Here is a 22615-nt window from a genome sequence, read left to right as displayed (position 1 = left end):
GGAGGACAGCGTGACGGGACCTGTGGTGGTGGTCGGCGACACCCTGCTCGACCGGGACGTCGAGGGCATGGTGAACCGGCTCTGTCCGGACTCGCCGGTGCCCGTGCTCGACGAGACCGCCCACGTCGACCGGCCCGGCGGGGCCGGGCTCTCCGCCGTCTTCGCCGCCGCGCAGGGCGCCGAGGTCATCCTGGTCACCGCGCTGGCCGACGACGCCGGGGGGGCCAGGTTGAGCGTGCTGCTGGCCGCCGCCGGGGTGCAGGTGTACCCGCTGCGGCTGGCCGGGGCGACCCCGGAGAAGATCCGCCTGCGGGCCGGTGGCCGGGTGCTGCTGCGCCACGACCGGGGCGGCGCCGGTGAGCCGGGTCAGCCGGGTGAGCCGGTGTTGCGCGTGCTCGACCGGGCGTCGGTGGTGCTGGTCAGCGACTACGGCCGGGGGGTGGCGCGGCAGCCGGCGCTGCGGGCGGCCCTGGCGTCGATCCGGGCACCGGTGGTGTGGGATCCGCACCCGCGCGGGCCGGCCGCGGTGCCCGGGGCGAACCTGGTCACGCCGAACGAGGCGGAGGTGCGTGAGCTGATGGAGGCGCCCGCCGGGGCCAGCCGGCTGGCCACCGCCGCCGAGGGTGCGCAGCGCCTGCGGCAGCGGTGGGGGGCGGGCGCGGTCGCGGTGACGCTCGGCGCCGACGGCGCGCTGCTCAGCCACGCCGGGTCGACACCGCTGGTGGTGCCCGCCCCGGTCGCCGCCGAGGGGGACACCTGCGGTGCGGGTGACCGCTTCGCGGTGACCGCCGGTCTCGCCCTGGCCCGGGGGGCGCTGGTGTCCGAGGCGGTGCAGGAGGCGGTGGTGGAGGCGTCGGCCTATGTGGCGGACGGGGGTGTGGCGACGGCCCTGCCGCCGCCGGTGCGTCGGGCCCCGCAGGCCGTGCACACCGCGGTGGCCGGCGACCGGGTGGGGGTGGCCGCGGCCGCCGCCGTGGTGGCCCGGGTCCGCGCGGCCGGGGGTACGGTCGTCGCCACCGGCGGCTGCTTCGACCTGCTGCACGCCGGTCACGTGGCGACGCTGCAGGCCGCCCGGCAGCTCGGCGACTGCCTGGTGGTGTGCCTCAACTCCGACGCCAGCGTCGGCGGTCTCAAGGGACCGGAGCGGCCGGTCATGCGGCAGGACGACCGCAGCCGCCTGCTCGCCGCGCTGAGCTGCGTCGACGCGGTGATGATCTTCGACGAGCCGACGCCGGTGGCAGCGCTGTCCTGGTTGCGTCCGGACATCTGGGTCAAGGGCGGGGACTACACCACCGGTGCCGGCGACGGTGACAGCCTGCCCGAGGCGGAGATCCTGCGCCGCTGGGGCGGGCACACCGTGGTGGTCCCCTACCTGGACGGGCGGTCCACCACCGCGATGATCGCCGCGACGGCCGGCGCCAGCATCGAGGGGGTGGGCCGGTGAGCGCGCCGGGTGCCGGGAGGACGGTGCTGGTCACCGGCGGCGCCAGCGGGCTGGGCGCGGCGGTGGTGACGGCGGTGGCCCGGGCCGGCGGCCGGCCGCTGGTGCTGGATCGGCGACCGCCCGCCGACGGGGTGCCCTGGGTGGAGTGCGACCTGGCCGACACCCGGGCCGCCGAGCGGGCCACCCGCGAACTGGCCGAGCGTGCGGGCGGACTGGACGGCGTGGTCACCGCCGCCGGCGTCGACGTGCCCGGCCGGCTCGCCGACATCCCCGCCGAGACATGGGAGCGGATCGTCACCGTCGACCTGCTGGCCACCGCCGCGGTGATCCGGGCCGCGTTGCCGTTCCTGGCGGCGTCCCGGGGCACCGTCGTCACGGTGGCGTCCACCCTGGGGGTGAAGGCGGTCAGCGACGCGACGGCGTACTGCGCGGCGAAGTTCGGGGTGGTCGGCTTCACCCGGGCGCTCGCCGCCGAGCTGGCCGGGACCGTGGGCGTCACGCTGCTGGTGCCGGGCGGGATGCGTACCGCCTTCTTCGACGAGCGCGACCCGCGCTACCGCCCGGGTCCGGACGCGGTGCTCAACGACCCGGCGGACACCGCCGCCGCCGTCATGTTCGCGCTGTCCCAGCCCGCCGGCTGCGCGGTCCGCGAGCTGGTGGTCTGTGCCGAGCAGGAGACGTCGTACCCGTGATCCTGGCGCTGCGTGCCCTCGGCGTCGGTGACCTCGCCACGGCGGTCCCGGCGCTGCGGGCGCTGCGCGCGGCGTACCCCGACCGGGAGCTGGTGCTCGCCGCGCCGGCCTGGCTCGGGCCGCTGGTCGAGCTGGTCGGCGGGGTGGACCGGCTGCTGCCCACCGACGGCCTGGACCGCCCGGCCTGGCCGGACCGGCAGGGCTGGGTGGACCGGCAGGACCGGGTGGACCGGCGGGATCGGGCGGACCGGCTTGCCGAGCCGGTCGAGGTCGCGGTCAACCTGCACGGTCGGGGCCCGGAGTCGCACCGGCTGCTCGCCGCCACCCGCCCCGCCCGGCTGTTCGCCTTCGCCAACACCGAAGCCGGGCACGGCGACGGCCCGGACTGGGACGACGACGAGCACGAGGTGCCGCGCTGGTGCCGGCTGCTGCGCGGGTACGGCATCGTGGCCGACCCGGCCGACCTGGACCTGCGCCGCCCGGCACCGGGGACCATGCCCGGCGGCGTCACCGTGCTGCATCCCGGCTCGAAGGTTCCCGCCAAGCGCTGGCCGGCCGGGCGGTACGCCGCCCTGGCCCGGGAGCTGGCCGCGCGGGGGCACCGGGTGGTGCTGACCGGCAGCCCGCCGGAGCGGGCCGGCGCCCTGCGGATCGCGTACGCCGCCGGGCTGCCGGCGACCGCGGTGCTGGCCGGCCGGACCGACCTCGCCCAGTTGGCCGCCCTGGTGGCGCAGGCCCGCCTGGTGGTCAGCGGGGACACCGGGGTGGCGCACCTGGCCACCGGGTACCGCACCGCCTCGGTGGTGCTCTTCGGACCGATCCCACCGAGCCGGTGGGGGCCGCCGCCGGAGCGCCGGCGGCACCGGGTGCTCTGGGCCGGGTCGGCGCCGGGCCCCGTGCGGGGCGGCAGCCCTGTCGCGGTGGCCGCCATCGGTGTGGACGAGGTGCTGACGGCCGTCGGCGAGGTGGAACGGGCGGTACGGAGGGACCGTGCGGTTGCGGCGTAGCGATCCGGGTCGGCCGGGTTACCGGCGTCGCCGGCGGGGGCAGGGCTGGTCGTTCCTGGATCCGCGCGGCGAGCCGGTCCGGGACGTCGCGGAGTTGGCCCGGCTGCGGGAGCTGGTCATCCCGCCGGCCTGGCGCGAGGTGTGGATCGCGCCGCATCCCCACGGGCACATCCAGGCCATCGGTGTCGACGCGGCCGGCCGCAGGCAGTACCTCTACCACCCGCTGTGGCGGCAGCGGCAGGACGAGGCGAAGTTCGACCACGTGCTGGAGGTGGCCCACCGGCTGCCGGCGCTGCGCGAGCGGGTCGGCCACGACCTGGCGGGGCGGGGGCTGCGCCGCGAGCGGGTGTTGGCGACGGTGACCCGGCTGCTCGACATGGGCACGTTCCGGGTCGGCAGCGACCAGTATGCGGCGGGGGAGGATCCGACGTTCGGGGTGGCCACGCTGCGCCCGGAGCACACCCGGTCCCGCCGGGGCGGCGTGGTCTTCGAGTTCCCGGCCAAGGGCGGCGTCGAACAGGTACGCCTGGTCTCCGATCCGGAGCTGTGTCGGGTGCTGACCGACCTGCGCCGCCGGCGGCGGGCGGCGGAGCGGCTGTTCGGCTACTGGGACGGGCGGCACTGGCGGGACGTCCGCGCCGACGAGGTCAACGACTACCTGCGTGAGGCCAGCGGCGGTGAGATGACCGCGAAGGACTTCCGTACCTGGCACGCCACGGTGCGCGCGGCGACGGAGCTGGCCACGTTCCCCTCGCCCCGGTCGGTGACCGCCCGGCGCCGGGCGGTGGTGGCGGTGATGCGGCAGGTGGCGGAACTGCTCGGCAATACCCCGACGGTGGCCCGCGCGTCGTACGTGGATCCTCGGGTGGTCGACCTGTTCCACGACGGCGTGGTCGCGCCGGTGGACGAGACGACGCCCCGGGAGCAGGCGGAGCGGGCGGTGCTGACCCTGCTGAAGCGGGCCTGACCGGGGCGCTGGCGCCTTGGGGCATCGCGGCCGGGCGTCAGCCCTGGTCGGCGTCGCGGGACCGGATCAGCGCCTCGACGCCGTCGAGCACCCGGCCGAGCCCGAACCGCCACTCCGCGTCGAAGTAGTCCTCCTCGTCGTCCTCCCCCTCGGTCAGCATCTCGTGGATCGCCGGGTACGGGCCGGAGGCGGTGAGCACGGCCAGGTATCGCCAGTAGTTCTGGCCCACCTCGTCGGGGGTCTGCCCGGTGCGGACGGCGGCCTCGGCCAGGTCGGCGACGGTGTTCGCCCAGCTGCGGGTGTACCCGCTGACCAGCATGAGGGCGGAGAGCCGCTCGGTGCCGCGCAGGGGGATGCCGCGCAGCGCGGCGAGCCCGCACTCGAACCAGCGCACCTGGTTGGGGTTGATCGGTGGGCCGCTGATCGGCACGTGCCGGATCCACGGCTCCCGGCGCAGCGCGGCGAGGTTGGCCTCGGCCCACCGGGTGAGCGCGGGCCGCCAGCCCTCGTCCGGCGCGCGTGGCGGCGGTGGCGGCCCGAAGGCGGCGTCGATCATGAGATCGAGCAGGTCCTGTTTGGTCGGCACGTACCGGTAGAGCGACATGGTCGCCACGCCCAACTCGCCGGCCACCCGGCTCATCGACACCGACGGCAGCCCTTCCGCCTGGGCGACCCGGATCCCGGCGGCCACCACCCGGTCCAGGCTGAGGCTGCGCCTGGGGCCACGGCTGGGGCGGTCGCGCAGCCCCCAGGCGAGCGCGATGTTTTCGGGCAGCTCGACGTCGGGTTCGCCCACTCGCTCACTCACCTTCCGTACCGGCTCTTGACCGCCATCCTAGCTTCTGCGTATGGTCTACGCATTAAAGCGTATGCCATACGCAGATAACGGAGGGTGATCATGGTGAACGGGCCACCAGCGGTCGAGCTGGTCGACCTGCGCAAGTCCTTTGGTGATCTCGTCGTCCTCGACGGCCTGACCATGCGGGTGCCCACCGGCGGGGTGCACGCCCTGTTGGGTCAGAACGGGGCCGGCAAGACCACCACCGTGCGGATCCTGGCCACGCTGACCCGGCCGGACTCGGGCGTCGCCCGGGTGGCCGGCCACGACGTGGTGCGCGAAAGGCGCCGGGTACGCCGGGCGATCAGCCTCGCCGGCCAGCACGCGGCCCTCGACGACGGGCAGACCGGCGTGGAGAACCTGACCATGCTGGCGCGGCTCACCGGGCTGCCGGGGCCGGCGGCCCGCGACCGCGCCGCCGCACTGCTGGACCGCTTCGACCTGGCCGACGCCGCCGGCCGGCGGGTGGTGACGTACTCCGGCGGGATGCGGCGCCGCCTCGACCTGGCGGCCAGCCTGGTCGGCACCCCCTCGGTGATCTTCCTGGACGAGCCCACCACCGGCCTGGACCCGCGCAGCCGGCAGGGCCTGTGGGAGGTGATCGGCGAGCTGGCCGGGGCCGGCGTGACCGTGCTGCTCACCACGCAGTACCTGGAGGAAGCCGACCGCCTCGCCGACCGGGTCATGGTGCTGCACCAGGGCGGGCTCGTCGCCGAGGGGACGGCGGCCGACCTCAAGCGCCGCTTCGGCGCCCAGCGGCTGGAGCTGACCTGGCGCGACGCGGACGGCTTCGCCGAGGCGGCGCGCTGCCTCGGCGACCGGGTCACCCACCGCGAGCCGGCCCGGCGGGAGTTGTCGGTGGCCACCGACGGCAGCGCGCCACAGGTCCGCGGCCTGCTCGACGAGGTCGACCCGGACCGGCACGGGGTGGTCCGGTTCACCGTCCGGGAGGCGACCCTCGACGACGTCTTCCTCACCCTTACCGACCGCGCCGTCAAGGAGGTGGCCAGTGTCTGAGCTGACGTTCCGACCGGGGCATGTGGCGGTGATGGTCGGCCGCTGCGTGCGGTTGTCCCGGCGCAACATCGACGCGCTGCTCACCTCGCTGCTGCTGCCGGTGATCCTGATGCTGCTCTTCGTCTACCTCTTCGGTGGGGCGATCGAGACCGGTTCCGCGTACGTGACCTATGTGGTGCCCGGCGTGCTGCTGCTCTGCGCCGGCTTCGGCGCGGCGGGCACCGCGGTCAGTGTCACCACCGACCTGACCAACGGCATGATCGAGCGGCTGCGCACGATGGACGTCGGCGCGACCTCGATCCTCGCCGGGCACGTGGTGGCGAGCGTGGCGCGCAACATGGTCTCCACCGTGCTGGTGCTCGGTGTCGCCGTGGCGATCGGGTTCCGGCCGGCCGTCGCGCCGCTGCGCTGGCTGGCCGCCGCCGGGGTGCTGCTGCTGTTCCTGCTGGCGGTGTCGTGGCTGTCGGCGGCGTTCGGCCTGCTGGCCCGCACCCCGGAGGCCGCCAGCGGCTACACCTTCCTGGTGATGTTCCTGCCGTACCCGAGCAGTGCCTTCGTGCCGGTCGAGACCATGCCCGGCTGGCTGCGCGGCTTCGCGGAGCACCAGCCGGTCACGCCGGTCATCGAGTCGCTGCGCGGGCTGCTGCTGGACACCCCGGTCGGCTCGGCGCCGGTCCGCGCGGCCGCCTGGTTCCTCGGGCTGCTCGCCGTCGCGGTGGTGCTCTCCGGGGTGCTGTTCCGCCGCCGCGTCGCCTGAGCGGAAGCTGAGCGACCCGGCGTGCGGTGCGAGGATCCTGGGCAGTCTCCGTCGACCAGCGTTGACGGAAACTGCCCAGGATCGGCCGGGCTGGACCCGGCCGGTGGATCAGTCGTCTCAGTCGTTGAGGACCTGGGCCAGCCGGTCGCGGAAGCGCCGCTCCGATGGGCTGACCGTGCTCCCGCCCACGCCGAGGACGCCGCCGCTGGTGGCCGCGCCGACGACCTGGTCGGCGATCTCCACCAACCAGTGCCGGTACGCTCCCGCCTCGCCCTCGTCCACCTTCGCCGCCAGCAGGGCCGACGCCGCCTTCGCCCGGCCCAGCACCTCCTCGGCGTAGCCGCGCGGGTCGTCGGGTTCGATCGCCGGCAGCTCCTCGCCGGCCTCCGGGTCGCCCACCCGGATCACGAGTTCGCCGGCCACCGCCGCCACCAGCGGGCTGGCCGACTCCCGGCCGGTGGAGATGGTCTCCAGGCCGGCGGCGCTCTCCGCCCGCGTCGCCCTGCTGCCGTCGGACTCGGCGGCGCTCGCCGCGGTGAGCACCGACTGCGGCAGGCCGACCAGCAGCCCCCACTCCTCGTCGGAGAAACCGAAACCGGCGTACGTCGGCTCTTCGATCACGACCCGCCCCTCCCGCTCGTCGTCAACGTCATCGCCGGCCGCGCCGCCGGATGCGGCTGCGGCCGGACCAGGTTAATCCAGGGTCAGCAGCCCCTGTTCGGACACCACGCTCACCGAGAGCGTCTTGTACCCGACCTCGTCGAACAGGACCGTCATCCGGCCCTCCTCGTAACTGAGCACCAGGCCCGCGCCCCATTCCGCGTGCCGGACCTGGCTGTGTACGGGGAACGGCCCCACCGCGCCGTTGTCGGCGACGCTGGTGCCGGCGTGACAGTTGTCGCAGTGCCCACAGATCTCGGTCATCTGCTCGCCGAAGTAGGCCAGCAGCGTCTGTCCCCGGCAGGCGCTGGTCTCGGCGAAGGCGCGCATCATGTCGGTACGCGACCGGGTCAGGTTCTGCTGCCGTTCCGCCTCGGCCACGGCGGCCGCCGCCGCGTCGACCGGCGTGGGGGCGTAGCGGGGGGCGCCGACGCGCTGCCCCGGCTGTGGCTGCGCGGCACCGACCTGTTCCAGCAGGGCGAGGAACTGCCCGAGCTTGCGCGGGCCCAGCCCGGTGACCTCGCGCAGCTCCGTGCGGGTGGTCGGTGCGCGGCGCAGCAGCGCGGCCAGGTCCCGCAGCTCGGTGGCGTCGGGCAGGCCGCCGCTGAAGTAGCGTTGCAGTCCGATGTCCTCGGCCTGCCACAGCAGCAGTACGCGGGCCGGCTGGCCGTTGCGCCCGGCGCGACCGATCTCCTGGAAATAGCTGTCCGGCGAGTCGGGCAGCGCCATGTGCACCACCCAGGCGATGTTCGGCTTGTCGATGCCCATGCCGAAGGCCGAGGTCGCCACCATGATGGGCACCTGGTCGGCGAGGAACGCCTCGTGCAGCCGGGCGCGGGCGGTGGCCGCCATCCCGCCGTGGTAGAACTGCGCCGGGAAGCCGGTGTCGGTGAGGCGCCCGGCCAGATCCTCGGCCGCCCGGCGGGTGGGCACGTAGATGATCCCCGGCCGCTTGTCCTCGCGCAGCAGCGCGATCAGCCGCCGCCACCGGTAGTCCTCGGTGGGGCAGTGCGCCACCTCGAAGAAGAGGTTGGGCCGGTCCAGGCCGGAGACCACGATCTCGGGCTTGCGCAGCCGCAGCCGGGCGACGATGTCGTCGCGTACCGGCGGGGAGGCGGTGGCGGTCAGGGCGACCACCGGTGGCCGGCCGATGCCCTCGATGAGCTGGCCGAGGGCGAGGTAGTCCGGGCGGAAGTCGTGGCCCCAGGCGGAGATGCAGTGCGCCTCGTCGATCGCCACCAGCGCCGGCCGCAGGTCACGGACCTCGGCCAGCCGGTTCGGGTTGGCCAGCTGTTCCGGGGTGATGAAGAGGAACTCGGCCCGACCGTCGCGGATCTCGTCGATCGCCTCGGCCTGCTGGGCCGGCGCCTCGTCCGAGCTGATCCGGACCGCCCGCAGCTCCGGTCGCTGCCGCTCGTTGAGCGCGGCGATCTGGTCCTGCTGCAGGGCGAGCAGCGGTGAGATCACCACGGTCGGCCCGGGGATCAGGCTGGCCGGGATCTGGTAGATCGCCGACTTCCCGGCACCGGTGGGCAACACCACCAGCGCGTCGCGCCGCCGCATCACGGCGCGCATCGCGGCCAACTGGTTGGGGCGCAGGGCGGTCCAGCCGAACAGGCTGCGCGCGGCACGGCGCAACGACATCGAGTGCGTGGTCAGCTTCATCGAGGGCCGCAGGTACCCGGGTGGGCCGGCGCCGAAACCCCGGTGGATCAGCGCGACCGGGGCAGCACCTCGCGCTGGTAGAGGTCGAGCAGCCCCTGCCAGTCGGGCCCGGTGTTGGCGACGTAGACCTCGTCGAAGCCGGCCTTGGCGTACGCGTCGATCCTGGCCAGGTGCGCGTCGGCGGCGTTGCCGCAGACGAACGCCGCCCGCATCGCCTCCGGGTCGACCAACTGGGCGGCCTGCTCGAAGTGGCGTGGCGAGGGCAGCACCTGCAACAGCTCACCGGGGATCGCCTCGGTGGGCCAGCGCTCGTACGCCAGCCGCATCCCCTCCTCCTCGGTCGGCGCGTACGCGGCCTTGAAGCCGGCCTGGCACGGCTTGTCGCCGCCGCCGTTGTCCCGGAACCGGCGGACCAGCTCGGCGTCGGGCACGGTGTTGACGAAGCCGTCGCCGACCCGCGCGGCCAGGTCCACCGCCTTGGGGCCGAACGCGGAGACGTAGATCGGCGGGGGCGTGTCGGGCAGCGTGTAGATCCGGGCGTGCTCGACGCGGTAGTGGCGCCCGTGGTGGTTGACGAAGCCGCCGCGCCACAGCTTGCGCATCACCTCGATCGCCTCGTCCAGCATCTCCAGCCGGACGCCGGCCTGCGGCCACGGTCCGCCGAGGATGTGCTCGTTGAGCGCCTCCCCGGAGCCCACCCCGAGGACGAACCGCCCGGAGTGCAGCACCGCGCTGGTCGCCGCCGCCTGGGCCAGCACCGCCGGATGGATGCGCGTGGTGGGGCAGGTCACCGAGGTGGTCACCGGCAGCCGGCAGACCTGGCTCAGCGCGCCGATCAGCGACCAGACGAAGGGACTCTGCCCCTGGGCGTCGATCCAGGGATGGTAGTGGTCGGAGATCCACAACGCCTCGAACCCGGCCCGCTCGGCGGCCTGCGCCTGGGCGAGCAGCTCCGCGGGCGGGTACTCCTCGGTGGACAGGAAGTATCCGATCTTCATCATTTCCCCCTCGCCGTGGTGGTGCCTGCGAGGCAGGCGGTACCCCGGCGGGCCCAGGTCACACCCGGGGGCGCTTAGCGCCGGAACATCGCGCGGATGGCCAGGAGCAGCAGCAGGCCCCCGACGACCAGGCCGAGCAGGCGTACGCCGGGGATGTCAGCCGGGCTCGTCGCGTCGGCCAGCAGCACGGGGTCCATCCCCGCACTCTCGTGGCGCAGCGCTCCCAAGGCAACTGTAAGGTTTATTGACTATTGAGTGGCGCGGTGTGACCATGTCTGCACCGCCGGCTGGCGGGGGGAGTCCACGGCGGAAAAGGCGGGGGTACGACGACCGTATGAGCCAGCGAAGCGTAGTGGCGTCATGAGCGAGCGTCAGCGAGCGAATCATCGATGCAGCGCCGTGGTGCCTCATGGCGGCACGCAGCGAAGCGTAGTGGCGTCATGAGCGAGCGGAATACGAGCCTGGCGTCCCTGGCGGCCGCCGTCCTGCAGCCCGGTTTCGTCGGTACCGCCCCGCCCACCTGGATATGCCGGTGGCTCGGCGACGGGCTCGGCTCGGTGGTGCTGTTCAGCCGCAACGTCGTCGACCCGCAGCAGCTCGCCGCGCTCACCGCCGCCCTGCGCGCGGAGCGGCCCGACGTGATCGTCGCCATCGACGAGGAGGCGGGGGACGTCACCCGCATCGAGTCCGGCCTGGGCAGCTCCCGGCCGGGCAACCTGGCGCTCGGCGCGGTCGACGACCCGGCCCTGACCGCGGAGGTCGCCCGCGACCTCGCCGTCGACCTCGCCGCCGCCGGGATCACCCTGAACTACGCGCCGGATGTCGACGTCAACTCCAACCCGGACAACCCGGTGATCGGTGTCCGCGCGTTCGGCGCCGACGCGTCGCTGGTCGCCCGGCACACCACCGCCTGGGTACGCGGCCTGCAGTCCGGCGGGGTCGCCGCCTGCGCGAAGCACTTCCCGGGGCACGGCGACACCCGGGTCGACTCGCACCACGACCTGCCCCGGATCACCGCCGACCGGGCCCGGCTGCACGCCGTCGAGCTGGCTCCCTTCCGGGCCGCCGTCGCGGCGGGCGTCCAGGCGGTGATGACCGGGCACCTGCTGGTGCCGGCGCTGGATCCCGAGCTGCCGGCCACCCTGAGCGGCCGGATCCTGGGCGGGCTGCTCCGCGAGGAGATGGGCTTCAACGGCGTCGTGGTGACCGATGCGGTGGAGATGCGGGGGGTCACCGATCGGTACGGCTTCGCCGGCACGGCGGTGCGCGCCCTCGCCGCCGGTGCGGACGCGATCTGCGTCGGCGGCGAGCACGCCGACGAGGAGACGGCGCGTTACCTGCGCGACGCCATCGTCGCCGCGGTCCTCTCCGGGGACCTACCCGAGGAGCGGCTGGCCGAGGCGGCCAAGCGGGTCGGCCAACTCGCCGCCTGGACGGTGGCGGCCCGGGCGGCCCGCCCCGGCACGGGCGTCGCGGCGGCGGGTGCGGGTTCGGTGGTCGGGCTGGCCGCCGCGCGGCGCGCGATCCGGGTCACCACCAGCGGGCCAGCCACCATGCTGCCGCTGGCCGGCCCGCCGCACGTGGTGGAGTTCCAGCCGCCGCACAACATCGCGATCGGGTCGGAGACCCCCTGGGGGGTGGCCGCGCCGTTGACCGCACTCGTGGCGGGCACCACCGGGGTCCGGTACACCGAGGCCACGGTGCCCGTCGACCCGACCGCCGGTGCCGCCGGCCGGCCGCTGGTTCTGGTCGTGCGCGACCTGCACCGGCACGGCTGGATGCGGGAGGCGGTCGCCCGGGCGTCGGCCGCCCGGCCCGACACGGTGGTGGTCGAACTCGGGGTGCCCGCGCTGGTCACCGGCGCGGTGCACGTCGCCACCCACGGCGCCACCCGGGCCGCCGGCCGGGCCGCGGCCGAGCTGCTCAGCGGCGTCGCCGTCACGCCGGATTGGTGACCAGGTCGGCGTACTCCGGGTGACGCTCGATGAAGGCGGCCATGAACGGGCACTGGGGCACCAGCCGTTGGCCCTGCGCGCGGACCTGGTCCAGGGTGCCGCGCATCAGCGCCGCGCCGACGCCCATGTTCTGGAAGGCCGGATCCACCTCGGTATGGGTGAAGACCAGCACCTCGCCGCGGGGCAGGTACGCGACGAAGCCGGCGAGCGCGTCGTCGACCAGGATCTCGTAGCGGTGTTTGGCGGGGTTCTCCTCGACCAGCATGCTCACCCGGTCCATTGAACCCTTTTCCACCTGGACCGCGCGGCGATTGTGCGCCGTGTCTCCCCTTGCGGTCCGACGGACCCCAGGGGGAGGTGGAAAAGGGTTCATTGAACACCCGTTGCCGGGCCGGGGGCGGGCCGCGGGCTTCTCGTACCCTGGTCGGTGTGACGAAACCCCCCACCCGTACGACCCGCCGCACCCCCGCCCCCCGCGCCCGCCGGGCCGCCGGACTGCTGGCCGGCCTCGCGCTCGGCGCGGCCCTGCTGGCCGGTTGCAGCTCCGAGGGAGCCAGCACCAGCTGCGGGCTGGACGCCTGCACGGTGACCTTCGACCGGGGCGTGGACGCCCGGGCCAACGTCCTCGGCGTCGAGGCCCGCCTGGTCGAGGCCCAGGACGACGTGGTCACCGTCGAGGTGGGCGGCCAGCAACTGTCGCTGACCGTCGGCCAGCAGGCCACCGAGGTCGGCGGGCTCGCGGTCACGCTGGACAGCGTCACCGACTCCGAGGTGAAGGTCCGCATCTCCAACAACCCGGGCTGACGACGGTCGCCGATCCGCCTTCCGCTTGGTCCGCCCGTCGTGTAGCCGGCCGGTCACCGCCCGCCTCCGGGCGGTGACCGGCCACGTTTGGAAATCCTCGCGTCCGGAGATTGAGGCGCCATGTCTCTCACCCGGAACGCCGAAGCCACCGCCGCCCGTACGGCCGACAGCCGGTGGCTGGAACTCCTCGCCCGGGCCGGTTTCATCGGCTACGGGATCGTGCACCTGCTCTTCGGCTGGCTGGCGCTGCAGATCGCCTTCGGCAACTCGTCCGACGACGGCGATCAGGCCGGCGCGCTGCGTACCCTCGCCGCTCAGCCCATGGGCAAGGTCATCGTCATCGCCATCGCCGTGGGGATGCTCGCCATGGCGATCTGGCAGGCCCTGGAGGCGGCCGTCGGGCATCGCACCGAGCGGGGCAACGACCGGCTCAAGGAGCGGGTCGTCTCCGGTGCCCGCACCGTCATCTACCTCTGGCTGGCCTGGACCGCCTGGAAGGTCTTCACCAACGCCAACTCCGACAGCGCGTCGCAGCAGGAGGAGTTCACCGCCCGGATGATGGAGTCCACCGGCGGCCGGTGGCTGGTCGGCCTCGCCGGCCTGGTCCTCACCGGGATCGGCGTGGGCATGGCGATCTACGGCGTCAAGAAGAAGTTCATGAAGCGCCTGAAGACCGGCGAGATGAACCCCCGCACCACGAAGCTCGCCCGCCGGCTCGGCCTGGCCGGCTACGCCTCCCGGGGCAGCGCCTTCGCGGTGACCGGCCTGCTGGTCGTGCTGGCCGCGGTGAACTACGACCCGGAGCGGGCCCGTGGTCTGGACGCCGCGCTGCGGACGCTGCGCGACCAGGCGTACGGCACCATCCTGCTCACCCTCGTCGCGCTGGGCATCGCGGCCTTCGGTGTCTACTGCTTCCTTCAGGCCCGCTACCGCAAGGTATGACCTTCTCCTCCGCAGGCTCCCTGCGGTGGCCGGTGACGGCGATCCGAGGCAACATTGCCCCTTTGGTCGGATCTTGCCGTCGCGCCGGGAGGAGAAGTAGGACGTGCACAGCTACCTCGCGACGGTCGTCGCCGCGCTCGCCGCGGCGGCGATCGCCCTTGCCGTGGTCGAGGTGGTGCACCGCCTCACCCGGCGGTGGGGCCGCCGCTCGCTGCTGCTGACGGAGTTGACGGAGCATGCACACCGCTCCTTCCAGATCGCCGCCACGGTGCTCGCGGTGCAGTTCGCCGTCCGTTTCAGCACCGGGTACGCGGTCGGCACCGCCTGGCGCCAGGCGCTGCTGCACCTGCTGGTGCTCGCCGTCATCGCCGCGGCCGCCTGGCTGGTCGCCTCGCTGCTGATGGTGGTCGAGGACACCGCACTGGCCCGGTTCCGGGTGGACGTGCCGGACAACCGCCACGCCCGCCGGGTGCGTACCCAGGTCGTGATGCTGCGCCGGCTGACCGTCGTGGTGATCGTCGTGCTCGCCGCCGGCGTGATGCTGATGACCTTCCCCGCCGTGCGGGGCATCGGCGCCGGCGTCCTCACCAGCGCCGGTGTGGTCGGTATCGTCGCCGCGCTGGCCGCGCAGAGCCTGCTGGGTAACGTCTTCGCCGGCCTGCAACTCGCCTTCAGCGACGCCGTACGCCTCGACGACGTGGTCGTGGTCGAGGGCGAGTGGGGCCGGATCGAGGAGCTGACGCTCAGCTACGTGGTGGTCCAGGTCTGGGACGACCGGCGGCTGATCCTGCCCACCTCCTACTTCACCAGCACCCCGTTCCAGAACTGGACCCGCACCGAGGCGGCCGTCCTGGGTACCGCCGAGTTCGAGGTCGACTGGTCGATTCCGGTGCAGGCGATGCGGGAGGAACTGCGCCGCCTGGTGGAGGGCACCGAGCTGTGGGACGGCCGGGTCTGCGTACTACAGGTCACCGACGCGACCGGCGGCATGATCAAGGTGCGCGCGCTGGTGAGCGCGAGCAACGCGGGTGCGCTGTGGGACCTGCGCTGCCTGGTCCGGGAACACCTGGTGGCGTGGGTACGCGACCACCGGCCCACCGCGATGCCCCGGCTGCGCGCCGAGGTCGGCGACGGCGGGGGCGTGCTGCCCTGGCAGTGGGTGCAGCCCCGGCGCCCGTCGCGCCGCGCGGTCGAGGGCGAGGTCCCCGACGACGCCCGCCTCTTCGGCGGCAGCCACGACGGCGACGCCCGCCAGGAAGCCTTCACCGGCCCCGAAGACCCCACCCCCACCCCCACCCCCACCCCCTCTCCCGCCCCCCACCCCGCCACCCAGCGTTGATCATGAAGTTGTTGTGCGCCCACCCGGCGTGTCGCGACAACAACTTCATGATCAACGCGTTAAGGGGTGAGGGGGTTTGGGATGGGGGGATTTGGGGAGGTGCTGCGCGGTGCTCGTTCGGGTCGGGGAGCGTGTGCAGGATTGACGGGCGGCGACTCCGGGCATACAGCGCGGTGATGACGAGAGGGGGACAGCATGGCTGACGTGGCGAATGCCCGTACGTCCCACAACGGGAGCGATCCGTCCACCGCCGAACTGGTCCAGCGGGCGACGGAGCAGGTGTCGCGTCTGGTCCGGGACGAGCTCGCGCTGGCCCGCGCGGAGTTGACCCAGAAGGGCAAGCATGCCGGCATTGGCCTCGGTCTACTTGCCGGTGGCGGCGCGCTCGCCTTCTTCGGCCTCGGGGCACTGATCGCCGCCGCGATCCTGCTGCTGGCCCTGGTACTGCCGGCGTGGGCGGCGGCCCTGATCGTGGCGGCGGCCCTGTTCCTGGTCGCCGGCGTGCTGGCGCTGATCGGCAAGCGGCAGGTCAGCCAGGCGGTCCCGCCGGTGCCCGAGGCGACGGTGCGTAGCCTGCGGGCGGATGTCGACGTGGTCAGCGCCGCGGTGAAGGACAGGGGACGGGCATGACGGGCAACGGCATGGGCGACACCGAGGCGCTGCGGGAGGAGATCCGGCGGACCCGGGTCGAGCTGGGCGAGACGATGGAGGCGCTGGCCGCCAAGGCCGACGTCAAGAAGCGGCTGAAGTCCTCGGCGGACCAGGCACGCGAGCGGGTACGGGAGCAGGCGGCGCTGACCGTCGCCCGGGTCCGCGCCCAGACGGGCCTGGACCACGCGCAGGGGCGCGGACGGCAGGGGCCCGCGCCGTTCATCGCGCTCGCGGCCGGCGCGGTCGCCGCTGCGGTGGTGCTGCTGATCATTCGGGGGAGGCGCGGGTGAGCAAGGGCATCAGCAAGGTCGCCTACAAGCCGGTCGGCGTGCTCATGGGCATCGCGGCCGGCGCGATCGCGGGCGTGGTCTTCCGTCAGGTGTGGAAGATGACCGCCGGTGACGGCGATGCGCCCAACCCGACCGACGAGGACCGCCGCTGGGTCGAGATCCTCGCGGCGGCGGCGTTGCAGGGGGCCATCTTCTCCGTCGTCCGGGCCGCGGTGGACCGGGGCGGTGCGGTCGGCGTACGCCGGCTGACCGGTCGGTGGCCGGACTAGGGCGTGCGACCGCAACGCCTTTTAGTGCAACAGCAATAGCGCGTCAAGGGCCCTCTCACCATTTGCCGGTGAGAGGGCCTTTTGCCGTGTCTCGCAGCCCCGCCCAGCGGATCTCACGCATCCGTCAGGTCACATGTCGGAGAATTTCGTCGGGTAGGCTGTGCGAAGTTTTTGCGTACGTGGTTTGCTGTTCCACGCTGTTGAGAGACGGCGTGGGTTGAGAGAAGTCTCCTCATCGGGGGCCGCCTCAGGCGCCGCTGCTCGAAAACGGCCAACCGGCCGCACGGCGTGCTCGGCCGCCAGTTTTAGAAGGAGATACGCATGGCGCAGGGAACCGTGAAGTGGTTCAACGCTGACAAGGGCTTCGGCTTCATCACCGTCGACGGCGGGGGTGCTGACGTGTTCGTCCACTTCTCGGCCATCCAGTCCAGCGGCTACCGCACGCTGGAGGAGAACCAGCGGGTGGAGTTCGAGATCGCCCAGGGCCAGAAGGGTCCGCAGGCCGAGCAGGTCCGCCCCCTCTGAGGCACCGGTCGGCGACCGCCGGCCAGTGGCGAGGCAGTCCCCGAATCAGTGCGAAGCCCCGCGTTCCGACCGGACGCGGGGCTTTCCGCATCCGTACGCTGTGGCCGGTCAGCGCCCGGTCAGCGTCGGTTGCGGGCGCGGACGCCGAGCCAGAGCAGGATCAGCCCGACCAGCACCAGCACCGGCCCGAGTACGGCCCAGATCCGCTGGTCGGTCATCACGCTGCCCTGGACGTAGCCGAGGCCCTGCACCGTCCAGACGGCACCGATGACCACGGCCAGCAGGCCGAGCGTGAGCCGGAACCAGCCACTCATCACGGTCTCCCGCTGCTGGGGGCCGCCGGGGGTCGAGCCGTGAGCCCCGCCGTGGCCCGGGCCTTCAGGCCCGCCGGGGGCCGGACGGTGGGGCTCGCCGGGGGCCGGGCGGCCGGCGGGCGGTTCGTTCACCACCGGTGGTGCACCTGGGGGCGGATCATCTCGTCGTAGACCGTCGCCACCTCGGCCAGTTCCTCGGTGGACAGTGCCGGTTGGCCGGCCACGGCGGCGTTGCTCCGGGCCTGCGCGGCGTCGCGGGCACCGGGGATGACCACCGTGACCCCCGGTTGGTCGAGCACCCAGCGCAGCGCGAACTGGGCCATCGTCCGGTCCGCGCCGACCAGCGGGGCGAGTCGCCGGACGGCGGCCAGGCCGGTGGCGAAGTCGACGCCGGAGAACGTCTCGCCGACGTCGAACGCCTCCCCGTGCCGGTTGTACGTGCGGTGGTCGTCGGCGGCGAAGGTGGTGTGCTCGTCGTACCGGCCGGAGAGCAGGCCGCTGGCCAGCGGGACGCGGGCGATGATGCCGACCCCGGCGGCCGAGGCGGCCGGCAGCACGCGTTCGAGCGGCTTGTGGCGCAGCGCGTTGAGGATGATCTGCACGCTGGTCACGCCGGGCCGGGCGATCGCGGTGAGCGCCTCGTCGCAGGTCTCCACGCTGACGCCGTACGCCGCGATCCGCTTCTCGGCCACCAGGGTGTCGAGGGCGTCGAAGACCGTGTCGTCGCCGAAGACGGCCGTCGGCGGGCAGTGCAACTGCACGAGGTCCAGTGTGTCCACGCCGAGGTTCGCCCGGGACCGGTCGGTCCACCGGCGGAAGTTGTCCAGAATGTACGCCTGCGGGGTCTGTGCGACGCGCCGGCCCATCTTGGTCGCCACCGTCAGCCCGGCGTCGGGGTGCGCCGCCAGGAAGCGCCCGATCAGCTGCTCGCTGCGCCCGTCGCCGTAGACGTCGGCGGTGTCCAGGAAGGTGACCCCGGCGTCGACCGCGGCGCTCAGCACCGCCATCGCGTCGTCCTCGGTGACCGTGCCCCAGTCGGCGCCGAGCTGCCAGGCGCCGAGCCCGACCACGCCGACCTGTCGGTCCATGCGGGGAAACGTGCGTTGCTCCATGGGTGGAGCCTAGTGACCCGCCTTCCCGCGCCGGGGGCCGGGCCGTACGGTAAAACAATACGAGCGTACGGTTTGCGGAGTGTGGAGGCGGCATGTGGGATCCGGCGGCGTATCTGCGCTACGGCGACGAGCGCTCCCGACCCTTCCACGACCTGCTCGCCCGGGTGGCCGCCGACCGGCCCCGGACGGTGGTCGACCTCGGCTGCGGCCCCGGCACCCTGACCGCCGGCCTCGCCGCCCGCTGGCCGGACAGCCGGATCATCGGTCTGGACTCCTCGCCGGAGATGATCGCACGGGCCACCGCGCTGGGCGCCCCGGTCACCTTCGGCGTGGCCGACGTCCGCGACTGGCACCCCGACCCGGACACCGACGTGGTGGTCAGCAACGCGGTGCTCCAGTGGGTGCCCGGCCACCGCGAGCTGCTCACCCGCTGGGCCGCCGAGCTGCCCACCGGCGCCTGGCTGGCGATGCAGGTGCCCGGCAACTTCGACGCACCCTCGCACCGCGCGCTGCGCGAGGTCGCCGGGCGCCTGCCGTGGCGGGCGGAGCTGACCCCGCTGCTGCGGGAGGCACCGGTCGCCGACCCCGTCGACTACGCCGGGTCGCTGGCCGCCGCCGGCTGCGCCGTCGACGCCTGGGAGACTACCTACGTGCACCTGCTGGCGGCCCGTCCCGACGCGGACCACCCGGTCCTGACCTGGATGGAGGGCACGGCGCTGCGCCCGCGCTGGCCGCCGCCGACTGGTCCGCCTTCCGGGCCGCCCTGGCGGTACGCCTCGACGAGGCGTATCCGGTGCGGCACGGCCAGGTGTCCTTCCCGTTCCGACGGATCTTCGTCGTCGCCCGTACCGCCCGCGCCCAGGAGAACCCGTGACCGATCTGCGTACCTTCATCGCCGGACTGCCCAAGGCGGAGCTGCACGTGCACCACGTCGGATCCGCCTCGCCCCGGATCGTGGCGGAGCTGGCCGCCCGGCACGAGGGGCGCAGCCCCGTACCGGCCGATCCGCAGCTGCTCGCGGAGTACTTCGTCTTCCGCGACTTCGCGCACTTCATCGAGCTCTACCTGAGCGTGGTGGATCTGGTCCGTGACCAGGAGGACGTCTGGATCCTCACCCACGAGGTGGCCCGGGAGCTGGCCCGCCAGCAGGTCCGCTACGCCGAACTGACCGTGACGCCCTACTCGCACGTGTCGCGCGGCATCCCCGCACCGGCGTTCTGCGAGGCGATCGAGGACGCCCGCCGGCGGGCCGCCGCCGACTTCGGCATCGAGCTGCGCTGGTGCTTCGACATCCCCGGGGAGGCGGGGCTGCCGGCGGCCGAGGAGACGCTGCGGATCTCGCTGGAGGAGCGCCCGGACGGGCTGGTCAGCTTCGGCCTCGGCGGCCCCGAGATCGGCGTGCCGAGGCCGCAGTTCAAGCCCTACTTCGACCGGGCCCGGGCCGCGGGGCTGCGTTCGGTGCCGCACGCCGGGGAGACCACCGGCCCACAGACCATCTGGGACGCGCTGCGCGAGCTGGGCGCCGAACGCATCGGGCACGGCATCTCCGCCGCCGAGGACCCGCAACTGCTCGCGTACCTCGCCGAGCGGCAGATCCCGGTGGAGGTCTGCCCGACCTCCAACGTGCGGACCCGGGCCGTGGCGCACATCGAGGAGCACCCGCTGCGCCGGCTGGTCGAGGCCGGGTTGCTGGTAACCGTCAACTCCGACGACCCGCCGATGTTCGGCACCACCCTGGACGACGAGTACGCGGTGGCCGCCCGGCTGCTCGACGCCGGCCCGGAACAGGTGGCCGGCCTGGCCCGCAACGCGGTGGGCGCGTCCTTCCTCGACGCCGCCGGCAAGCAACGGATCAACGCGGAGATCGACGCCCACCTGGCCGCCACGACCGGCTGACGGCGCCGGCCCGGCCGGTGGCGCGATGCCGTCCCGGCGGAAGTGGCGCGGGTCGCCCCGGCGAAAGTGGCGCGCGGCGGGAGTGAGGTGTGGGGGGACCGTGTCTCCCGCCGCGCGCACGGCTCCACCGGTCGATGTGCGCGCCGGTGGAACTGCTGGGTTCGACGCCGATCCTGCCAGCTGCGCCGGGCGGCCGGACCGGCATTAATCCGGATCTAAGGAAGACTTGTGCCGGCACACAGCCCGCCCGCGCGGTGACCGTACGGCCGACGTTCAGCGGTCCGCCGGGCGCTGCCGGGGCCAGCGGCGTCCGCTGGCCTTCTGTTCCCGGCCCTCCCGCGCCATCCGGCCCACCAGGCCGAACCGGCTGACCTGGCGCGGTGTCGCCTCCGGATCGGCCAGCAGCATCACCACGCTGGCCCCGCCCAGCCGGGCCCGGTCGATGCTGACCGAGCCGTTGGCCTGCAACGCCACCCGCTTGGCGATGTCCAGCCCGAGACCGGTGGAGCCCTGGTCGCTGGCGCCGCGACGCAGGGCCCGGTCGGGGTTGGCGATACCGGGCCCGGCGTCGTCGATCCGGATCGCCACGTAGCCGTCGCGGCGGGAGACCGCCACCTCGAACGCCGTGCCCTGCGGCGTGTAGCGGAACACGTTGCCGATCACCGCGTCCAGGGCGGCGGCCAGCTCGGCCCGGGGCACCGGTACCGGAATGCGCAACTGGGCACCGGAGACCCGGTGCGGGCGGTTCTGGTCGCCGGCCAGGGCCGCCCAGAAGACCATCCGGTCCCGGACGACCTCGCTCACGTCACACATCGCCGGGGCGGCGGCCTCGGTCGCCACCGCCTTGCGGGTGGTCTTGATCAGCACGTCGATCTCACCCTCCAGGGTGACGATCGCCTGCCGGATCCGCCGGATACCGCGCCGGTAGTCCAGCTCCGCCTGGCTGAACGAGCCCACGCTGGTGTCGTCGGACTCCAGCGCCTCGGCGTCCAGCCGCAGCACGGTCAGCGGGGTGCGCAGCCGGTGGGACAGGTCCGCCACCAGCTCCCGCTCGTCGGTGCGGGCGGCCACCAACCGCTCCACCATCCGGTTGAACGCGTGGCCGGCCTCGGCTAGCTCGCGCGGGCCGTTCGGCTCGACGCGTACGCCCAGGTCGCCCTCGCCCACCGCGAGCGCCGCCTTGACCAGGCCCCGACCGGCGTCGGCCGCCCGGCCGGCAACCCGGTCCACCACCAGGACGGCGGCGCCCACCAGGGCGACGGCCACCCCGATCAACAGCAGCCACCGGCCGCCGGGGCCGGCGTCGAGTGCGGCGTCCGGGACGAAGACCTCGACCACGGCGGTCCGCTCGCCGAGCACCACCGGATCCAGCCGCAGCACCCCGCCGTCGATGTCGACGACCAGGGAACGCCCCTCGGACCGGGCCCGGTCCAGCTGCCCCGCGTCGGCCCGCCCGGCGGTGGAGTCCCCGTCGAGCCCGTGCACCACCGGCCGGGTGGCCGGGTCGTCGCCACTCGCCTCGATCGCGCGGGCCACCACCTCGGCCTCGGTGCTGACCGCGAGCGCCCCGGTCACCAGCGCGCTGCGGCGGGCCGCGTCGGCGATCGCCTCCTCGCGGGCTTGCCCGCCGAGGGTCAGCCCGAGCGGGACGAGGAAGGCCAGCGCCAGCAGGGCGCCCATGCCGGCCGTCAGCAGGGCCAGCGACCGCCTCAGTCCGGCGCCACCAGCCGGAAGCCCACCCCCCGCACGGTGCGCAGGTAGCGCGGCTTCGCCGCGGACTCGCCCATTTTGCGCCGTAGCCAGTACAGGTGAACGTCGATGGTCTGATCCTCGCCGACCGATGGCTGCCGCCATACCTCCTCCAAGAGCTCCCGCCGGGACACTACCCGGCCAGGGCGTGCGGCGAGATACGCCAGCAGGTCGAATTCCTTGCGGGTCAGCGCCAGCGCCTCGCCGTCGAGGAGGGCACTGCGTTCACCGACGTCGACCCGCAGCCCGCCCACGCTGTGCACGGCCGGCTGCGCGACGCGGCTGGCCCGGCCCACCCGGCGCAGCACGCTGGTGATCCGGGCGTCCAGGTGCGCGCCGGTGAACGGCTTGACCATGTAGTCGTCGGCGCCGGCCCGCAGCAGCTTGACCACGGACTGCTCGTCGTCGCGGGCGGTGGCGATGATGATCGGCACGTCGGTGATGCCCCGCAGCATCCGCAGCGCGTCCGAACCGTCCAGGTCCGGCAGGCCGAGGTCGAGCACGACCAGATCCGGCGTCTCCGCGGCGACCCGGCGCAGCGCGTCCAGCGCGGTGCCCACGGCGTGTACGGCGTGGCCCCGGTCGGTGAGGGAACGAAGCATCGCGCCGCGGACGACGTGATCGTCTTCGACCAGGAGGACGGTGGCCACCTCAGCACGGTACCCGCGCCGGCAAGCGCGGCGTCATTGCGGCCCACCCCGGAACACGCCAAGCTGGTGCGACC

General features: G+C 73.8%; 25 protein-coding genes and 1 pseudogene. 16 read left to right on the top strand and 10 right to left on the bottom strand.

The window, feature by feature from the left end:
* The first annotated feature begins 10 nt into the window (after nt 1–10).
* Genes O7615_RS32665 through O7615_RS32650 form a run of 4 tightly spaced genes read left to right on the top strand, consistent with a single transcriptional unit; the run spans nt 11 to nt 4110 of the window.
* Nucleotides 11–1444, top strand: coding sequence for a PfkB family carbohydrate kinase (locus O7615_RS32665; protein WP_347405114.1), 1434 nt, complete (start codon nt 11–13; stop codon nt 1442–1444).
* A complete protein-coding gene (locus O7615_RS32660) occupies nt 1441–2136 on the top strand; it encodes an SDR family oxidoreductase (protein WP_278181642.1) in 696 nt (231 codons plus the stop codon). Before O7615_RS32665 ends, O7615_RS32660 begins: the two co-directional genes overlap by 4 nt.
* Nucleotides 2133–3143: a glycosyltransferase family 9 protein gene (locus O7615_RS32655; protein ID WP_278181641.1), complete on the top strand. Its 1011-nt coding sequence runs from the start codon at nt 2133–2135 to the stop codon at nt 3141–3143. The genes O7615_RS32660 and O7615_RS32655 overlap by 4 nt, the downstream gene beginning before the upstream one ends.
* Nucleotides 3127–4110 carry a DNA topoisomerase IB gene (locus tag O7615_RS32650; RefSeq protein WP_278181640.1) on the top strand — a complete coding sequence of 328 codons (984 nt, stop codon included), beginning with the start codon at nt 3127–3129 and terminating at the stop codon, nt 4108–4110. The genes O7615_RS32655 and O7615_RS32650 overlap by 17 nt, the downstream gene beginning before the upstream one ends.
* 37 nt (nt 4111–4147) lie before the next feature.
* On the opposite strand, the gene O7615_RS32645 is transcribed toward O7615_RS32650, so the two are convergent.
* On the bottom strand, nt 4148–4906 hold the full coding sequence (locus O7615_RS32645) for a TetR/AcrR family transcriptional regulator (RefSeq protein ID WP_278181639.1): 759 nt from the start codon (nt 4904–4906) through the stop codon (nt 4148–4150).
* 102 nt (nt 4907–5008) lie between these two features.
* Between O7615_RS32645 and O7615_RS32640 the strand changes: the two genes are divergently transcribed.
* Both O7615_RS32640 and O7615_RS32635 read left to right on the top strand, forming a co-directional pair.
* The gene (locus tag O7615_RS32640; protein ID WP_278181638.1) at nt 5009–5965 is read left to right on the top strand and encodes an ATP-binding cassette domain-containing protein; all 957 of its coding nucleotides are present in this window, start codon (nt 5009–5011) and stop codon (nt 5963–5965) included.
* A complete protein-coding gene (locus O7615_RS32635; RefSeq protein WP_278181637.1) occupies nt 5958–6722 on the top strand; it encodes an ABC transporter permease in 765 nt (254 codons plus the stop codon). The genes O7615_RS32640 and O7615_RS32635 overlap by 8 nt, the downstream gene beginning before the upstream one ends.
* Before the next feature lie 117 nt (nt 6723–6839).
* Here the strand turns inward: O7615_RS32635 and O7615_RS32630 are convergent, their stop codons facing one another.
* From O7615_RS32630 to O7615_RS32615, 4 genes are all read right to left on the bottom strand, one after another.
* Nucleotides 6840–7343, bottom strand: coding sequence for a hypothetical protein (locus tag O7615_RS32630; protein WP_278181636.1), 504 nt, complete (start codon nt 7341–7343; stop codon nt 6840–6842).
* Between the two features lie 72 nt (nt 7344–7415).
* Nucleotides 7416–9047 carry an ATP-dependent DNA helicase RecQ gene (locus O7615_RS32625; protein WP_278181634.1) on the bottom strand — a complete coding sequence of 544 codons (1632 nt, stop codon included), beginning with the start codon at nt 9045–9047 and terminating at the stop codon, nt 7416–7418.
* A 47-nt stretch (nt 9048–9094) separates the two neighbouring features.
* The gene (locus O7615_RS32620; RefSeq protein ID WP_278182318.1) at nt 9095–10045 is read right to left on the bottom strand and encodes a TIGR03557 family F420-dependent LLM class oxidoreductase; all 951 of its coding nucleotides are present in this window, start codon (nt 10043–10045) and stop codon (nt 9095–9097) included.
* Between the two features lie 74 nt (nt 10046–10119).
* Nucleotides 10120–10242 carry a hypothetical protein gene (locus O7615_RS32615; protein WP_278181633.1) on the bottom strand — a complete coding sequence of 41 codons (123 nt, stop codon included), beginning with the start codon at nt 10240–10242 and terminating at the stop codon, nt 10120–10122.
* A 243-nt stretch (nt 10243–10485) separates the two neighbouring features.
* Here O7615_RS32615 and O7615_RS32610 point away from each other — a divergent pair, with 243 nt between their 5' ends.
* Nucleotides 10486–12000, top strand: a complete 1515-nt coding sequence (locus tag O7615_RS32610; protein ID WP_278181632.1) for a glycoside hydrolase family 3 N-terminal domain-containing protein — start codon at nt 10486–10488, stop codon at nt 11998–12000.
* Here O7615_RS32610 and O7615_RS32605 read toward each other — a convergent pair.
* A complete protein-coding gene (locus O7615_RS32605; RefSeq protein ID WP_278182317.1) occupies nt 11984–12265 on the bottom strand; it encodes a GNAT family N-acetyltransferase in 282 nt (93 codons plus the stop codon). The two genes, O7615_RS32610 and O7615_RS32605, sit on opposite strands and share 17 nt — an antisense overlap.
* A gap of 164 nt (nt 12266–12429) precedes the next feature.
* Here O7615_RS32605 and O7615_RS32600 point away from each other — a divergent pair, with 164 nt between their 5' ends.
* The 7 genes from O7615_RS32600 to O7615_RS32570 all read left to right on the top strand — a co-directional run bounded on the left by O7615_RS32600 (nt 12430) and on the right by O7615_RS32570 (nt 16820).
* Nucleotides 12430–12804 (top strand): hypothetical protein, encoded by a 375-nt coding sequence (locus O7615_RS32600; protein WP_278181631.1) that lies wholly within the window; start codon nt 12430–12432, stop codon nt 12802–12804.
* A gap of 120 nt (nt 12805–12924) precedes the next feature.
* Complete coding sequence (locus tag O7615_RS32595; protein WP_278181630.1) at nt 12925–13746, top strand: DUF1206 domain-containing protein; 822 nt, start codon at nt 12925–12927, stop codon at nt 13744–13746.
* A gap of 103 nt (nt 13747–13849) precedes the next feature.
* Entirely contained in the window at nt 13850–15085 is a 1236-nt protein-coding gene (locus O7615_RS32590; protein ID WP_278181629.1) for a mechanosensitive ion channel domain-containing protein, read from the top strand.
* Between the two features lie 195 nt (nt 15086–15280).
* Nucleotides 15281–15715: a phage holin family protein gene (locus tag O7615_RS32585; RefSeq protein ID WP_278181628.1), complete on the top strand. Its 435-nt coding sequence runs from the start codon at nt 15281–15283 to the stop codon at nt 15713–15715.
* Nucleotides 15712–16026, top strand: coding sequence for a DUF3618 domain-containing protein (locus O7615_RS32580; RefSeq protein ID WP_278181627.1), 315 nt, complete (start codon nt 15712–15714; stop codon nt 16024–16026). The genes O7615_RS32585 and O7615_RS32580 overlap by 4 nt, the downstream gene beginning before the upstream one ends.
* Nucleotides 16023–16295 (top strand): DUF4235 domain-containing protein, encoded by a 273-nt coding sequence (locus tag O7615_RS32575; protein WP_278181626.1) that lies wholly within the window; start codon nt 16023–16025, stop codon nt 16293–16295. Before O7615_RS32580 ends, O7615_RS32575 begins: the two co-directional genes overlap by 4 nt.
* 321 nt (nt 16296–16616) lie before the next feature.
* Nucleotides 16617–16820, top strand: a complete 204-nt coding sequence (locus tag O7615_RS32570) for a cold-shock protein (RefSeq protein WP_013732668.1) — start codon at nt 16617–16619, stop codon at nt 16818–16820.
* A gap of 119 nt (nt 16821–16939) precedes the next feature.
* Here the strand turns inward: O7615_RS32570 and O7615_RS32565 are convergent, their stop codons facing one another.
* Together O7615_RS32565 and O7615_RS32560 are read right to left on the bottom strand one after the other, a co-directional pair.
* Complete coding sequence (locus O7615_RS32565) at nt 16940–17134, bottom strand: hypothetical protein (RefSeq protein ID WP_278181625.1); 195 nt, start codon at nt 17132–17134, stop codon at nt 16940–16942.
* Nucleotides 17135–17262: 128 nt separating this feature from the next.
* Entirely contained in the window at nt 17263–18246 is a 984-nt protein-coding gene (locus O7615_RS32560) for an aldo/keto reductase (RefSeq protein WP_278181624.1), read from the bottom strand.
* Nucleotides 18247–18338: 92 nt separating this feature from the next.
* Between O7615_RS32560 and O7615_RS32555 the strand changes: the two are divergent.
* Nucleotides 18339–19120: pseudogene (locus O7615_RS32555) on the top strand (trans-aconitate 2-methyltransferase).
* Nucleotides 19117–20142 (top strand): adenosine deaminase, encoded by a 1026-nt coding sequence (locus O7615_RS32550; protein WP_278181623.1) that lies wholly within the window; start codon nt 19117–19119, stop codon nt 20140–20142. Before O7615_RS32555 ends, O7615_RS32550 begins: the two are co-directional and overlap by 4 nt.
* Before the next feature lie 273 nt (nt 20143–20415).
* On the opposite strand, the gene O7615_RS32545 is transcribed toward O7615_RS32550, so the two are convergent.
* Entirely contained in the window at nt 20416–21822 is a 1407-nt protein-coding gene (locus tag O7615_RS32545) for a HAMP domain-containing sensor histidine kinase (RefSeq protein ID WP_278181622.1), read from the bottom strand.
* Between the two features lie 29 nt (nt 21823–21851).
* Nucleotides 21852–22541, bottom strand: coding sequence for a response regulator transcription factor (locus O7615_RS32540; protein WP_278181621.1), 690 nt, complete (start codon nt 22539–22541; stop codon nt 21852–21854).
* Nucleotides 22542–22615 lie beyond the last annotated feature (74 nt).

It is taken from the genome of Micromonospora sp. WMMD1082, from assembly GCF_029626175.1.
Taxonomy (GTDB): Bacteria; Actinomycetota; Actinomycetes; order Mycobacteriales; family Micromonosporaceae; genus Micromonospora.
Note: the sequence above shows the minus strand (reverse complement) of the source record. Positions and strands in the feature narration are given on the sequence as shown.

Bases quoted from the DNA above. Each gene is read 5' to 3' on its own strand.
- O7615_RS32625 (WP_278181634.1), bottom strand. From the start codon at position 9,047: ATGAAGCTGACCACGCACTCGATGTCGTTGCGCCGTGCCGCGCGCAGC.
- O7615_RS32570 (WP_013732668.1), top strand. From the start codon at position 16,617: ATGGCGCAGGGAACCGTGAAGTGGTTCAACGCTGACAAGGGCTTCGGC.
- O7615_RS32595 (WP_278181630.1), top strand. From the start codon at position 12,925: ATGTCTCTCACCCGGAACGCCGAAGCCACCGCCGCCCGTACGGCCGAC.
- O7615_RS32615 (WP_278181633.1), bottom strand. From the start codon at position 10,242: ATGGACCCCGTGCTGCTGGCCGACGCGACGAGCCCGGCTGACATCCCC.
- O7615_RS32585 (WP_278181628.1), top strand. From the start codon at position 15,281: ATGGCTGACGTGGCGAATGCCCGTACGTCCCACAACGGGAGCGATCCG.
- O7615_RS32605 (WP_278182317.1), bottom strand. From the start codon at position 12,265: ATGCTGGTCGAGGAGAACCCCGCCAAACACCGCTACGAGATCCTGGTC.
- O7615_RS32560 (WP_278181624.1), bottom strand. From the start codon at position 18,246: ATGGAGCAACGCACGTTTCCCCGCATGGACCGACAGGTCGGCGTGGTC.
- O7615_RS32610 (WP_278181632.1), top strand. From the start codon at position 10,486: ATGAGCGAGCGGAATACGAGCCTGGCGTCCCTGGCGGCCGCCGTCCTG.
- O7615_RS32620 (WP_278182318.1), bottom strand. From the start codon at position 10,045: ATGAAGATCGGATACTTCCTGTCCACCGAGGAGTACCCGCCCGCGGAG.
- O7615_RS32565 (WP_278181625.1), bottom strand. From the start codon at position 17,134: ATGAGTGGCTGGTTCCGGCTCACGCTCGGCCTGCTGGCCGTGGTCATC.
- O7615_RS32545 (WP_278181622.1), bottom strand. From the start codon at position 21,822: ATGGGCGCCCTGCTGGCGCTGGCCTTCCTCGTCCCGCTCGGGCTGACC.
- O7615_RS32580 (WP_278181627.1), top strand. From the start codon at position 15,712: ATGACGGGCAACGGCATGGGCGACACCGAGGCGCTGCGGGAGGAGATC.
- O7615_RS32640 (WP_278181638.1), top strand. From the start codon at position 5,009: ATGGTGAACGGGCCACCAGCGGTCGAGCTGGTCGACCTGCGCAAGTCC.